Here is a 12,262-nt window from a genome sequence, read left to right on the forward strand (position 1 = left end):
TGGATGCATGGCCGAGCACACGACGAACTACACCAGCACGTTCATCGAGGTGGCCGAGGACTGTCCCGTGGAGCACGCACACGAGCCGCCGGCGGGCCCTTCGACGAGCCCAGCGACCGTCCCCACGATCGCCGCGCTGCACTACCGGATGATCGCGGAGCACCCTTTCGAGCGCACCTCCGATGACGTCATCTTCTCCACGTGGGCGCTGCGTCGGGGCATCGATCCGGATGACAGCGGGGCGCGGGAAGAGTTCTTCGCGAAGGGGCAGGCCTGCCTGCGCGCCTCGCCGTTGGGCAAGCGCTACGGCTGGGGCGTGCTCAGCGACGCGGAGGGACGGGTCGCTCTGGTGCCGCGGGAGTCGGAGGAGTACGCCCTGCTCGCGGCGGACCCGGCGCTCGGGCACACCCGGGCGATGCGGTCGAGGCGCGCCTGAATCGCAGGAGCCGGGGAGGTCACTTCTCCTTCGGGATGAGGATCCACAGCACGATGTAGACCCACAGCGGAAGGCCCGCGAACACCATCAGCAGGATCGGGAGCAGACGCACGAGGAGGACGGGCCAGCCGAACCGGTGCGCGAGAGCGGCGCAGACGCCGGCGATGATGCGGCCCTTGCGAGGGCGGACGAGGGTGCTCATGCCCTCATCCTGCCCCCGTGCCCTGGACGCCCGCTGGATCCACGTCTGGTTTCGAAGCGCGCAAATGGCCGCATTTCGAGGTGAAATGGAGCCATTTGCGCGCTTCGAAACGAGGTCACCGATCAGGCGCCACGCCGAGCCGCCGGCGCGTCAGGGCAGGCGGTTCGCGATGGCGAGGTTGGCGCGCAGCTCCTCGGCGTTCTGCCGCGTGACGTAGGCGGGACGGTCGCGTTCGAGGCGCCACGACTCGCTCAGCGGGCCGGCGCTCACGGTGTCGAACCCGAGCCGGTCGTAGAGGTCGGTCACGAACGCGATCGCGTCGTCGTCGTCACTCGCCGTGCCGAGAGCGCGCCGATCTGGTGAGCCGGCCGGAGCTCCGGTTGTCAGGATCTCGGCGGCCCGGATCTGGTTGAACGCCTTCACGACCTTCGAGTCGGGAAGGTGGTCCTGCAGGAGCTGTGACGTGGTGGTCTCGCCGCGGTCGAGGGCCTCAATGTGCCCGTCCCGCTCGAAGTAGTAGTTGTTCGTGTCGAGCACGATCTTCCCGGCGAGCGGCGCCACGGGAATATCGTTCACCGCCTTCAACGGGACGGTGATCACCGCGATGTCTGCGGCCTCGGCGGCTCCGGTCGCGGTGGATGCCGTGACGCGCGGCCCGAGTCGCGTCACGAGCGCGTCGAGGGTCTCCGGACCGCGCGAGTTCGCGATCACGATGTCGTAGCCGAGACCCGCCAAAGCCTCTGCGACGGCGCTGCCGATGTGTCCTGCTCCGATGATTCCGATTGTCGTCATGACGAGCGCAACAGCGGGATTAGGCGGCCGCATTCCCGATGTGTCGGAGATGCTTTCACGGGACGCACCCGACCGGCCCCGAGGGATCCGGCCGGGTGCGCCTCGCACCGGGCCGCGCCGTCAGGTTCCGAGCGCGACTTCCGTGAGCGAGCCTTCGGCGTCGAGCTCGAGCGTCAGATCCAGGTCCAGGCGCCGCAGGAACGCGTCGTCGTGGCTCACGATCAGCACCGCCCCACGGTACGCGCGCAGCGCCTGCACGACCTGGTCGACGGTGTCGAGGTCCAGGTTGTTCGTCGGCTCGTCCAGCACCACGAGGTGCGGTGCGGGGTCGGCCAGCAGCAGCGTCGCCAGGGCGACTCGGAAGCGCTCCCCGCCGGACAGTGCGCCGACCTGACGGTCCATGGCCGCGCCACGGATCAGGAACCGGGCCAGCCGGTTGCGCAGCTCCTTCTCGGGGATCTCCGGGGCGCGCTCGGCGACGTTCTCCACGACGGTCGCGGTCTCGTCGAGCCCGTCCATCCGCTGCGGCAGGTATCCGATGCGGTCCGTGTGCGCGACGCAATTGAGGCTGGATTCCGTGGATCCGCGGAAATCCGCGGTTTCATCCGCTAAATCGGCAATCGAACCTGAATTCGGAACGGGCACCGGATCCGCGACTGGGACGGTGGTCCAGCCTGAGCTCGGCGCGCCGTCGTCCGGAGCCTTGCGGGCGCCGTCGACGAGCCGCCGCAGCAGCGTGGTCTTGCCGACCCCGTTTCGTCCGATCAGCGCCACCCGCTCCGGGCCCTGGATCGTCCAGGACCGCTCGGCGTCGCCGATCCTCGCGATGCGGCGGCTCCGGGAGACGCCCGGATCCGGCAGCTCGATCTTCATCGTGGCATCGTCGCGGATCCGCCGTCCGGCCTCGTCGAGCGCGGCGCGGGCCGAGCCCTCCTTCTCGGCGACCTCGGTGCGGAGCTTGCCGGCCGAGACCTGTGCCGCCATCTTCCGGCCGTTCATGACGATCTTTGGTTCGCGCTTCTCCTCGAAGGCCTTCTTCGCCATCTGGGATCGGGTCGCGAGCTTCAGCTCGGCCTCGACGCGCTGCCGCTTCTCCTTCTTGAAGGCCTGCTTGGCGTCCCTCTCGGCCTGCCGGGCGGAGTCCTGCTCGGCGTCCAGCCAGGCTCGCCACTGCGAGTACGGACCGCCGAACACGCTGAGTTCGCGGCCGTACAGCTCCGCGGTGTCGTCCATGAACTCGAGCAGCCCGACATCGTGGCTGACCACGATGAGCGTGCCGCGCCAGGAGCGCACCATCTCGCCGAGCCGCGCCCGCGCGTCGCGATCGAGGTTGTTGGTCGGCTCGTCGAGCAGGGTGATCGGGGCTCGCCGTGCGCGGATCCCGGCGATCGCGACGAGCACCGCCTCGCCGCCGGAGAGCTCGCCGACGGTGCGGTCGAGGAAGGACGGATCCAGGCCCGCTTCGGCCAGGGCCGCCTCGGCACGGGCCTCGACGTCCCAATCGTCGCCGACCTCGTCGAACCGCGCGGGATCGACGTCGCCGGCGGCGATGGCCCGGACTGCGTCGAGCGCTCGGGCCACGCCCAGCAGCTCGGCGACGCGTGCGTGCGTGTCGAGCGTAAGGCGCTGCGGCAGGTACGCCACGTCGCCGTTCGCGCTGATGTGGCCGGACGTCGGCGTGAGCTCTCCCGCGATGAGGCGGAGCAGCGTCGACTTTCCTGATCCGTTGCGTCCGACGAGTCCGGTGCGGCCCGCACCGAAGGCGCCGGAGACGGCGTCGAGCGCCGTGGATCCGTCGGGCCAGGTGAAGGTGACGCGGTCGAGCACGACCGCGGAGGAGGTGGTGAGCAATGACATGGGCGGCTCCCTGAAGATGTTCGGGTGCGCTGATGCCGGACCGGTTCGTGAGCCCGTCGAGGGGCGGGACCGTCGCAGAAGGACGGATCCGGAGGACCGGAGATGCCTGTGCCGAGAAGTGCGAGGGCAGGAAGGAGTGTCGGATCAGCGCGTGGATGGAACGCGGAGGCGACGACTCAGATCAAGGGACTTCCTTACACGGCGGACAGGACCCGGACGACGATACCGGGCCCCCGGGATTCGTGCAACCCGGGCGTGTCGCGAGCATCTAACCGCGTCGATCGAGCCCCGACAGTGGCGGATCCGGATCAGGATCCGTCCTACGGCGGATGCCGGCCCGCCGCAGGAGATCTAGCCTGGAGGCATGGAAGAACAGCGTCCGGCGTCCGGTGAGACGCTCCGCCGTGTGGGGCTCGGTGCCGGGCTCGCGATCGGCATGGGCGTCGGGGTGGCCCTCGGCGTCGCGCTGCACAACATGGGCACCGGGATCGCACTCGGACTCGTGATCGGCGCCGCCGTCATGGTGCTGTTCACCTGGGCGGGCATGCGCATGCAGCGCGAGGAGCAGCGGCGTCGAGCCGGTGAGCAGCCGGATCAGCCCTCCGGCGACTCCGGCGATTCCGGCGCCTCCGGAGTCTGAAGGCTCTCCAGCCGGCCGTCGAGGAACCGGCGCACGTCGGCCAGCTCCTCCTCGGACACGCTGTGCGTGAGACCCGGATACACGCGCCCGGTCAGCTCCGCATGATCCGGCAGCCACTGCGCGGTGTGCATGATGAGGGCGGGCGGGATGACGTCATCCCGCGAGCCGCGCCCCCAGAACATCGGGGTGCGCCGCTCGCGCAGCTCGGCGTCGCCCGGCAGATCCCCGGGGGCCGCGTAGCCGCTGAGGTTCACCACCGCGGCGATCCGCTCCGGATCCTGGCGGGCCGCCTGCAGCGCCACCGATGCGCCCTGCGAGAACCCGAGCAGCGCGATCGACGACGCATCGGCGGCCTCGGCGTCGATCCAGCGCAGCACGGCATCCGCAGCGGCGGTCACGGAGGCCGGGTCGCGTCGCTCCAGTTCGTCGATCGAGTACCAGGACCGTCCGGACATCGGCCACGGTGCGGGCAGCGGTGCGGGCAGCGACGCCACGGTCGCACCCTCGGGCAGGAACGGCACGAGCGAGAACAGGTCGCGCTCATCGGATCCGTACCCGTGCAGCAGCAGGAGCAGTGGCAGCTCCTCGCCCTGTCGCGCCCAGTGCACGGCGCTGCGATCGATCTCCACGGATTCGGCCATGGTTCCATCCTGCCGCAGGCAGCGACAGGGCGGATGCGGCACCCGCCTCGGACGAGAAACCGCGGCAGTCCGACACTCACGGGGAGACGCTGGTAGAAAGAGACCATGGCGGTACGCACACCCGATCCCGATCCGGCCGACGACGACGGTCTCCCCGACGCGCTGTCCGGGCTGTCCGGCGGGCTCGACGGCCTCGGAGCGTCGGGCGGGGCGAATCCCGGCTGGCTGACCGACTTCGAACTCGCCCAGGCGCGTCGCCGCCTGCCGATGCTCTACGTCGAGGCGGTGCCGGTGCGCACCGACGGAGCAGGCGTGGTCACCGACATCGGGATCCTGCTGCGCGCGACACCGCTCGGCGAGATGACCCGCACGATCGTGTCCGGTCGTGTGCGCTACGGCGAGACCGTGCGCGATGCGCTGTTCCGGCACCTGGAGAACGATCTCGGTCCGATGGCGTTCCCGATGCTGCCGCCGTCGCCCGCCCCGTTCACCGTCGCCGAGTACTTCCCGCTCCCCGGTGTGAGCGCGTATCACGACGACCGCCAGCATGCGGTGTCGCTCGCGTTCGTGGTACCCGTGACCGGCACCTGCGAGCCGCGTCAGGACGCGCTCGAGGTGACCTGGTTCAGCCCCGAGGAGGCGGCCAGCGATGCGCTCGCCGCCGAGATGGAGGGCGGCCGCGGCACGCTCATCCGTCAGGCGCTCGCGCACCTCGGCCTGCTGCGCTGAGCGTGCCGCGCTGAGCCGACCGAGGCGCGCGGATCCGGATCCCTACCGGCTTGTCTCCTGCGCGACGAGCGCGACGAGCGCGTCGATGTCGGACTCGGCGGTGTCGAAGCCGCACATCCAGCGCACCTCGTTGCGAGCGGCATCCCAGTCGTAGAACCGGAACGTGTCGCGCAGGCGGTCGGCGACGCCGTCGGGCAGCGTCGCGAAGACGCCGTTCGACTGCGTCTGCTGCGTGAAGCCCACGCCCTGGATGGATCCGTCGGCGATGCCCGCTTCGAGCGAGGAGCGCAGCCGCTGGGCCATCGCGTTGGAGCGGCGGGCGTTGCGCAGCCACAGGTCGCCTTCGAGGAGCGCGATGAGCTGCGCCGACACGAAGCGCATCTTCGAGGCCAGCTGCATGTTGAACTTGCGCGAGTAGACCAGGCCGTCGGCGGCCCCTGGGGTGAGGACGACGATCGCCTCGCCGAGCATCGCGCCGTTCTTGGTGCCGCCGAAGCTCAGCACGTCGACGCCGGCGTCGCGCGTGAAGGCGCGCAGCGGCAGGTCGAGGGCGGCGGCGGCGTTCGAGAGGCGGGCGCCGTCGAGGTGCAGCTTCATGCCGCGCTCGTGGGCATGGTCGGCGAGCGCCCGGATCTCGTCCGCGGTGTAGAGCGTGCCGACCTCGGTGGACTGCGTGATCGAGACGACCAGCGGCTGGGCGCGGTGCTCATCGCCCCAGCCCCAGGCCTCCCGGTCGACGAGCTCGGGCGTGAGCTTGCCGTCCTCGGTGGGCACGGAGAGGATCTTGAAGCCGCCGATGCGCTCCGGCGCCCCGCCCTCGTCGACGTTGATGTGCGCGGTCGACGCCGAGATCACGGCGCCCCAGCGGGGCAGCATCGCCTGCAGGCCGGTCACGTTGGCGCCCGTGCCGTTGAAGACGGGGAAGGCCTCCACGCCCTCGCCGAAGTGCTGCCGGAAGACCTCCTGCAGCCGCTCGGTGTACTGATCCTCGCCGTAGGCGATCTGGTGGCCGTCGTTGGCCTCCACGATCGCCGCGAGCACCTCGGGGTGGATGCCGGAATAGTTGTCGGACGCGAAGCCGCGCAGGGCTGTATCGTGCAGAACGGTCACCGCCCCAGTCTATTCTGCGGCAGTCCGCTCAAGAGGCCGCGGGGCGCTGCCACCGAAGCGCTGCCTGGGTTCCGGATGTCCCCACCCCGCCCTACGCTCGAGCACATGAAGGGCACCGTCGCCTCACGGGCATTCGTCAGCGTGCTCGTCAACACGCTGATCGCCAACGTGACGACGAGCTTCCTCTGGTTCGCCCTCACGTTCTGGGTCTACATCGAGACGCGCTCGGTGCTCGCCACGGGCGTCATCGGCGGCGCGTACATGCTCTTCATCGCGTTCTTCGCCATGGTGTTCGGCACGATCGTCGACCGGCACCGCAAGCACACGGTGATGGTGCTGTCGAGTGTGGTCTCCGCTGCGGCCTTCCTCGTCGCGGGAGCCATCTACTTGGCGCGCCCCGAGGCCTCGCTGCTGGACCTCGGCGGACCCTGGTTCTGGCTGTTCTCCGCGGTGATCCTGTTCGGCGGAGTGATCGAGCAGCTGCGCAACATCGCCCTCTCCACCACGGTCACGCTGCTCGTGCCGACGGAGAAGCACGCCAACGCGAACGGGCTGGTCGGCACCGTGCAGGGCATCGCCTTCCTCGTCACGAGTGTGTTCTCGGGCCTGTCGATCGGCTTCCTCGGCATGGGATGGACCCTCGCGATCGCGATCGCCGCGATGGTGCTCACCCTGCTCCACCTGCTGTTCGTCCGGATCCCCGAGGATCGGCCGCAGCAGGATCCTGACGCATCCGGCGCGCTCGACTTCCGCGGCAGCGCGAAGGCGATCCGTCAGGCTCCTGGACTGTTCGCGCTGATCGTGTTCTCCACGTTCAACAACCTCATCGGGGGCGTCTATATGGCGCTCATGGATCCCTACGGTCTGACCCTGTTCGATGCGCAGACGTGGGGCTTCGCGCTCGCGTTCTCGTCGACGGGCTTCCTGATCGGCGGTGCCGTCGTGGCGAAGTACGGGCTCGGCACGAAACCGATGCGCACCATGCTGCTGGTCGTGATGGCGATGGGGCTGCTCGGAGCGATCTTCATGCTGCGGGAGTGGTGGCCGCTGTACGTCGTCGGCATGTGGATCTACATGGCCCTGGTGCCGCCGGTCGAGGCCGCCGAGCAGACCGTGATCCAGAAGGTGGTGCCGTTCGCGCGCCAGGGGCGCGTGTTCGGGGTCGCGGCCGCGATGGAGGCGGCGGCCGCTCCCATCACGGCGTTCCTGATCGCCCCACTGGCGGAGTTCGTGATCATCCCCTATATGAAGGGCGACGCCGGGCAGCGGCAGTGGGGATGGCTGCTCGGAGAGGGCGAGGCTCGCGGCATCGCCCTGATCTGCCTGTGGGCGGGACTCATCATGGTGCTGGTCGGCGGGCTCGCCTTCTTCACGCGCTCGTACCGCAGGCTCACCGAGCTGTACGCACAGGCTCCTGAGCAGGCGCCTTCCACGGAGCGTCCTCTGGACGGCCCCGCGACCGATAGCGGTCCTGCGGTTGCACGCGATGACGGAGCCGGGACCGGAACACCCGTGACCGAGGACGCCGATGAGCGAGGGTGACGACATGGCGGGCGGGCGCGGCGCCTTGACCGGATCCGGCGAGTACGGGAGCATGCGGGAGTGAGCCAGCCTGCCGTGGATGCCGAGACGCCGACGCCAGAGGATGAGATCAGGCCGATCCTGTCCGCGGAGCGACTCAAGGCCTTCATCGATGCCGTGGTGGCGATCGCGATGACGCTGTTGATCCTGCCGCTGCTGGAGAGCGTTTCCGAGCTCGCGCGCGAAGGCAAGAGCTCGCTCGAGTTCGTGCAGGAGGAGAACAGCCAGCTTTTCAGCTTCGGTCTGAGCTTCCTCATCATCGCCGTCTTCTGGATGACCCATCATCGTGTTTTCGACCGTGTCGAGAGGGTCACCTCTCCGCTCGTCTGGCTTCAGGTCGGGTGGATGCTCACGATCGTCTGGTTGCCGGTATCGACGGCGCTGCTCGGAGCGATGGATCCCGACACGACGCAGAAGCTGCTCTACATCGGGGCGCTCCTGGCGTCATCGCTGCTCATGCTGGCGACCCGGCTGTATCTGCGCAACCATCCGGAGCTCCATCGGATCGACCCGGAGTCGCTGCGTCGCGGCATCATCGCCGAGATCGTGACGAGCGCGATGTTCGCGATCGCTCTGCTCATCGCAGTGCTGGTCCCCGCGATCGGCTATGGGGCGATGTTCCTGCTGATGCTCTCGGGGCCCGTTCAGGCGCTCTTCGCCCGCCGGGGCGGCGCGCGGAGGAGCAGCGCTCGGAAGGACCCCATCGCGAAGGAAAGAGCCGCACGCGACTAGCGGGATCCGGGGTCTGGATCCTGGCGGTCTGGATCTGGCGGCCGGATCCGGTGACGGATCCGGTCAGGCCACGTCGATGACGCGGTCGTTCAGCTCCGCCGCATCCTCGGCCCACAGCGCGACGATCCGCGCGGCGACCGCATCGATGACGTCGTCGAGGCCGCGCACGCGCAGCACCACGGCGGCGGCGCGCAGCGGCTGCTCCGCGTCTCGGGCGGACTTGGCGAAGCCCTGCGCGACGGCGCGGGTCCAGGCCTCGCTCGCTGCCTTCACCGCGGCGTAATTCGCGCCGCCGGCGAGCGGCCGGCCGACAGCAGTGGAGGAGACGATTGCGAACCGGCCCGCCTCGGAGGCGCGCAGGTCGGCGTCGAACGCGCGGCTCGTCACGCGCACCGCGGTGAAGGCCTGTTCGAGGAAGCGGTAGTCCTCCTCGGTCTGCCCGGCGAGGCCGCCGCCGCCGCGCCAGCCCCCGACCAGCGGCACCAGCCCGTCGACGTGTTCCCCGCCATCCGCGAGCCGGGTGGCGAGCATGGCCACCTCGGCCTCGTTCGTGAGCGAGCACCGCTCGGTACGGATCGACCCCGCACCGGTCGCCGCGTTCGGATGCGCAGCCGCCGCGAGTGCGTCGAGCTTGCCCTGGTCGCGTCCCACGGCGATCACGCGCGCCCCGGCAGCCAACAGGGCTCGGGCGATGGCCAGGCCCGAGGGGCTGGTGGCCCCGGCAAGAAGAACGGTGCGTCCCGTGACGGTCATGTCGTTGCTCCTCTGAGAAGTCGAAGACGAAGTGGATAAGAAGTCGAAGGCGAAGCGGATCCGGAATCTCTGCGGATCCGCGCGCCATTGTTGCAGTGCGTGCCCCGTCTCGGGGTGCCTCCCGACGAATCGGGGCGCATCTCGCCACAGTTCTGCGGTGAGACGCGCCCCGAATGACGGTCAGACGTCGATGCTGTTACTGATCGGTGCCGGTTACTGATCGGTGCCGGTTACTGATCGGTGCCGCGGATGCCCACGGTCGACTCGATGACCGGCTTCATCTTCTTGTCGAGCGTCTCGAAGAACATCGACAGCGGGAACTCGTCGTCCAGCACCGCGTCGGTGTAGCCCTTGGGCGCGCCGGCGAGGATCTCGTCGGAGAGACCGCGGGCCCACTGCGAGGCGGGGTGCGGCGTCAGGGTGCCGCGGACCAGCTCGTAGGCGGCGAGCCAGTGGGCGGTCTTCGGGCGGTCGATCGAGTGCCAGTACAGGTCGTCGATCGCGTCGCCGAGCGCGACCACGGCGTCCGGCACGTTCTCCCAGTCGAAGGCGAGCGCGGTGTCGGTCCAGTGCAGCACGCCGCGCTGGTGCAGCCAGGCGAACAGCAGCTGTCCGCCGACGGCGTCGTAGTTGCGCGTGCGGGTGCCGGTGATCGCGAAGCGGAAGATGCGGTCGAAGATCACCGCGTACTGCACGAGGTGCGCGTAGTCGTGCATCTCCTGCTCGCTGTCGGTGAGCTGCTCGCCCGCCGCGACGCGCGCGTCGAACGCCCGCTCGATCTTGACCGACTCGCGGAACGCCGTCATGTCGCAGCGCATCTCCTCGAGCGAGTAGAGGAAGAACGGCATGCGCTGCTTGATCATGAACGGGTCGAACGGCAGGTCGCCGCGCATGTGCGTGCGGTCGTGGATGATGTCCCACATCACGAACGTCTTCTCGGCGAGTTCCTGGTCGTCGAGCATGGCGGCGGCGCGCTCGGGCAGCTCCAGGTTGGTGATCTCGCTCGCCGCGCGGACGACCCGGCGGTAACGGGCGGCCTCGCGGTCCTGGAAGATCGCGCCCCAGGTGAACGACGGGATCTCGCGCATCGCGACGGTCTCCGGGAAGAGCACCGCGGAGTTCGTGTCGTAGCCGGGGGTGAAGTCGACCAGGCGCAGCGAGACGAACAGCTTGTTGCCGTAGTCGCCGGCCTCGAGGTCGGCGATGAACTCGGGCCAGATGGTCTCGACGATGAGCGCCTCGACGAGGCGGTCGCTCGAGCCGTTCTGGGTGTACATCGGGAACACGACGAGGTGACGGATGCCGTCGACGCGGTGCTGCTGCGGCTGGAACGCCATGAGCGAGTCGAGGAAGTCCGGCACGCCGAAGCCCTCATCGACCCAGCGCTCGAAGTCCTTCACCGAGGCCTCGAGGTACTCGGCGTCGTGCGGGAAGGCGGGGGCGAGCGCGCGGATCGCGGCGACGATCGCGGCGACGTGTGCGCGCGCGGCGTCGTGGTCCTCGGCGTTCGGGACGGAGCCGTCCTTGATCTGCAGAGGGCGGATCGCAATGGCCGCGTCCTTGAGGAGCTTCCACGCGGCGGACTGCTCAGCGGTGGACGCGTCCTCGACGACCTCGGGTTCGCCGATGAGAGCGTTGCTATGGGTGGAAATGAGGGACATCGGGACCTCCGATCGGGGATAGTGCAGGAAATATTCCTGCGGAACTTCTCTGACTCCGATATTATTCCATGCATGGACGATCCTGTCGACCTCGCTATCCTGGCCGCCATCTCTCAGGACGGGCGCGCCACGCTGGCGCAGCTCTCGGAGACCGTGGGGCTGTCGGTCTCGGCTGTGCAGGCGCGGCTGCGCCGGCTCGAGTCGCGCGGCGTCATCTCGGGTTACCGCCCCGTCATCGACGCAGAGGCGGTGGGAAAGCCGCTGGCGGCGTTCATCGAGATCACCCCGCTCGACCCGGCCCAGCCCGACAATGCGCCGGAGCTGCTCGAGCACCTCGACGCGATCGAGGCGTGCCACTCGATCGCGGGCGACGCGAGCTACATGCTGTTCGCGCGGGTCGCTTCGCCGAGGCACCTCGAGCAGCTGGTGCGTGACATCCGCCTCGCCGCGAACGTCAGCACGAGGACGACCGTCGTACTGCAGACGTTCTATGAGCACCGTCCGGTCGTGCCCGCGCTCACCGAGCGCTGACCTCGGGCATTGCCCCAGGTCAGGTCGCTACGAGAGGGGCCGAATCGTTCCGGTTGTGCGCCCGACGTTCCGTGCGGACTCGACCGCGGTCAGTCGGCGGCTTCCGTGAACGAGACCGACTTACCGGCGGTGCGTGCGTAGTCGATCTCTCTGCGAGTGGACTCGCCGATGTACCCGCCGGGGTTGACGACGAGAACGCGATCGGCCAGATCGATCTTCCGTAGATGCAGCGCATCCAGCAGCGCTTTCTGCTCGATCGTGATCACCTCGCCTGCCTCTCCCGGTGCGAGGACGATGGCGCCCGCGAACGTCAGCTCGCGGTACGCCGCACGCATCTCCTCGGCGAATCGGAGGGAACCGCAGATGCAGACGATCTCAGGCCTGTCGGGCATGGGGCCAGTCTCCCCTCTGAGCATTCTTACTTGAGGGGCGTCACCGCACGGGGCGTCGCTGCGGGGACGGGAGAGGCTCGGATCCTGACCTTCGCCCTTGCTGCGGTGGCTCAGAACGGTGCGGCTTCATCGGGTGGCGGATCGGGATTCGGATCCGGTTCGTCGATGGTGAAGGTGACGGGTGCGGGTGGTTTGTCGATGTAGG

Annotated in this window: 14 protein-coding genes; 6 read left to right on the forward strand and 8 right to left on the reverse strand. The window is 69.1% G+C overall.

All coding sequences use genetic code 11. The features are described from left to right. Positions 1–7 precede the first annotated feature (7 nt). A complete protein-coding gene (locus tag ACTJI8_RS18610; protein ID WP_440734929.1) occupies positions 8–436 on the forward strand; it encodes a DUF6157 family protein in 429 nt (142 codons plus the stop codon). A 19-nt stretch (positions 437–455) separates the two neighbouring features. Here ACTJI8_RS18610 and ACTJI8_RS18615 read toward each other — a convergent pair whose 3' ends face one another. The 3 genes from ACTJI8_RS18615 to ACTJI8_RS18625 all read right to left on the reverse strand — a co-directional run bounded on the left by ACTJI8_RS18615 (position 456) and on the right by ACTJI8_RS18625 (position 3,287). Next, positions 456–638, reverse strand: a complete 183-nt coding sequence (locus ACTJI8_RS18615; RefSeq protein WP_440734930.1) for a PspC domain-containing protein — start codon at positions 636–638, stop codon at positions 456–458. A 150-nt stretch (positions 639–788) separates the two neighbouring features. Continuing rightward, on the reverse strand, positions 789–1,430 hold the full coding sequence (locus ACTJI8_RS18620) for an NADPH-dependent F420 reductase (RefSeq protein ID WP_440734931.1): 642 nt from the start codon (positions 1,428–1,430) through the stop codon (positions 789–791). Positions 1,431–1,550: 120 nt separating this feature from the next. Further along, positions 1,551–3,287 carry an ABC-F family ATP-binding cassette domain-containing protein gene (locus ACTJI8_RS18625; RefSeq protein ID WP_440734932.1) on the reverse strand — a complete coding sequence of 579 codons (1,737 nt, stop codon included), beginning with the start codon at positions 3,285–3,287 and terminating at the stop codon, positions 1,551–1,553. A 364-nt stretch (positions 3,288–3,651) separates the two neighbouring features. Between ACTJI8_RS18625 and ACTJI8_RS18630 the strand changes: the two genes are divergently transcribed. Further along, a complete protein-coding gene (locus tag ACTJI8_RS18630) occupies positions 3,652–3,927 on the forward strand; it encodes a hypothetical protein (RefSeq protein ID WP_440734933.1) in 276 nt (91 codons plus the stop codon). Here the strand turns inward: ACTJI8_RS18630 and ACTJI8_RS18635 are convergent. Continuing rightward, on the reverse strand, positions 3,882–4,568 hold the full coding sequence (locus ACTJI8_RS18635; RefSeq protein WP_440734934.1) for an alpha/beta hydrolase: 687 nt from the start codon (positions 4,566–4,568) through the stop codon (positions 3,882–3,884). The genes ACTJI8_RS18630 and ACTJI8_RS18635 overlap by 46 nt on opposite strands. Positions 4,569–4,673: 105 nt before the next feature. Here ACTJI8_RS18635 and ACTJI8_RS18640 point away from each other — a divergent pair, with 105 nt between their 5' ends. Continuing rightward, positions 4,674–5,297 carry an NUDIX hydrolase family protein gene (locus tag ACTJI8_RS18640; protein ID WP_440734935.1) on the forward strand — a complete coding sequence of 208 codons (624 nt, stop codon included), beginning with the start codon at positions 4,674–4,676 and terminating at the stop codon, positions 5,295–5,297. Positions 5,298–5,339: 42 nt separating this feature from the next. On the opposite strand, the gene ACTJI8_RS18645 is transcribed toward ACTJI8_RS18640, so the two are convergent. After that, positions 5,340–6,407 (reverse strand): threonine aldolase family protein, encoded by a 1,068-nt coding sequence (locus ACTJI8_RS18645; protein WP_440734936.1) that lies wholly within the window; start codon positions 6,405–6,407, stop codon positions 5,340–5,342. A 105-nt stretch (positions 6,408–6,512) separates the two neighbouring features. On the opposite strand from ACTJI8_RS18645, the gene ACTJI8_RS18650 reads away from it, so the two are divergent. Together ACTJI8_RS18650 and ACTJI8_RS18655 are read left to right on the forward strand one after the other, a co-directional pair. Further along, positions 6,513–7,949: an MFS transporter gene (locus ACTJI8_RS18650; protein ID WP_440734937.1), complete on the forward strand. Its 1,437-nt coding sequence runs from the start codon at positions 6,513–6,515 to the stop codon at positions 7,947–7,949. A gap of 60 nt (positions 7,950–8,009) precedes the next feature. Further along, entirely contained in the window at positions 8,010–8,720 is a 711-nt protein-coding gene (locus ACTJI8_RS18655; protein ID WP_440734938.1) for a TMEM175 family protein, read from the forward strand. Between the two features lie 63 nt (positions 8,721–8,783). On the opposite strand, the gene ACTJI8_RS18660 is transcribed toward ACTJI8_RS18655, so the two are convergent. After that, the gene (locus ACTJI8_RS18660; RefSeq protein ID WP_440734939.1) at positions 8,784–9,473 is read right to left on the reverse strand and encodes an SDR family NAD(P)-dependent oxidoreductase; all 690 of its coding nucleotides are present in this window, start codon (positions 9,471–9,473) and stop codon (positions 8,784–8,786) included. 230 nt (positions 9,474–9,703) lie between these two features. After that, positions 9,704–11,134: a DUF6421 family protein gene (locus ACTJI8_RS18665; protein WP_440734940.1), complete on the reverse strand. Its 1,431-nt coding sequence runs from the start codon at positions 11,132–11,134 to the stop codon at positions 9,704–9,706. 72 nt (positions 11,135–11,206) lie between these two features. Here ACTJI8_RS18665 and ACTJI8_RS18670 point away from each other — a divergent pair, with 72 nt between their 5' ends. Further along, a complete protein-coding gene (locus ACTJI8_RS18670) occupies positions 11,207–11,665 on the forward strand; it encodes an Lrp/AsnC family transcriptional regulator (RefSeq protein ID WP_440734941.1) in 459 nt (152 codons plus the stop codon). Between the two features lie 89 nt (positions 11,666–11,754). On the opposite strand, the gene ACTJI8_RS18675 is transcribed toward ACTJI8_RS18670, so the two are convergent. Next, positions 11,755–12,057 carry a hypothetical protein gene (locus ACTJI8_RS18675; protein ID WP_440734942.1) on the reverse strand — a complete coding sequence of 101 codons (303 nt, stop codon included), beginning with the start codon at positions 12,055–12,057 and terminating at the stop codon, positions 11,755–11,757. Positions 12,058–12,262: the final 205 nt, after the last annotated feature.

This window comes from Microbacterium sp. 22303 (genome assembly GCF_052045265.1).
Classification (GTDB): domain Bacteria; phylum Actinomycetota; class Actinomycetes; order Actinomycetales; family Microbacteriaceae; genus Microbacterium.

Bases quoted from the DNA above. Each gene is read 5' to 3' on its own strand.
- ACTJI8_RS18675 (WP_440734942.1), bottom strand. From the start codon at position 12,057: ATGCCCGACAGGCCTGAGATCGTCTGCATCTGCGGTTCCCTCCGATTC.
- ACTJI8_RS18665 (WP_440734940.1), bottom strand. From the start codon at position 11,134: ATGTCCCTCATTTCCACCCATAGCAACGCTCTCATCGGCGAACCCGAG.
- ACTJI8_RS18610 (WP_440734929.1), top strand. From the start codon at position 8: ATGGCCGAGCACACGACGAACTACACCAGCACGTTCATCGAGGTGGCC.
- ACTJI8_RS18660 (WP_440734939.1), bottom strand. From the start codon at position 9,473: ATGACCGTCACGGGACGCACCGTTCTTCTTGCCGGGGCCACCAGCCCC.
- ACTJI8_RS18615 (WP_440734930.1), bottom strand. From the start codon at position 638: ATGAGCACCCTCGTCCGCCCTCGCAAGGGCCGCATCATCGCCGGCGTC.
- ACTJI8_RS18650 (WP_440734937.1), top strand. From the start codon at position 6,513: ATGAAGGGCACCGTCGCCTCACGGGCATTCGTCAGCGTGCTCGTCAAC.
- ACTJI8_RS18625 (WP_440734932.1), bottom strand. From the start codon at position 3,287: ATGTCATTGCTCACCACCTCCTCCGCGGTCGTGCTCGACCGCGTCACC.
- ACTJI8_RS18635 (WP_440734934.1), bottom strand. From the start codon at position 4,568: ATGGCCGAATCCGTGGAGATCGATCGCAGCGCCGTGCACTGGGCGCGA.
- ACTJI8_RS18620 (WP_440734931.1), bottom strand. From the start codon at position 1,430: ATGACGACAATCGGAATCATCGGAGCAGGACACATCGGCAGCGCCGTC.
- ACTJI8_RS18670 (WP_440734941.1), top strand. From the start codon at position 11,207: ATGGACGATCCTGTCGACCTCGCTATCCTGGCCGCCATCTCTCAGGAC.
- ACTJI8_RS18630 (WP_440734933.1), top strand. From the start codon at position 3,652: ATGGAAGAACAGCGTCCGGCGTCCGGTGAGACGCTCCGCCGTGTGGGG.
- ACTJI8_RS18640 (WP_440734935.1), top strand. From the start codon at position 4,674: ATGGCGGTACGCACACCCGATCCCGATCCGGCCGACGACGACGGTCTC.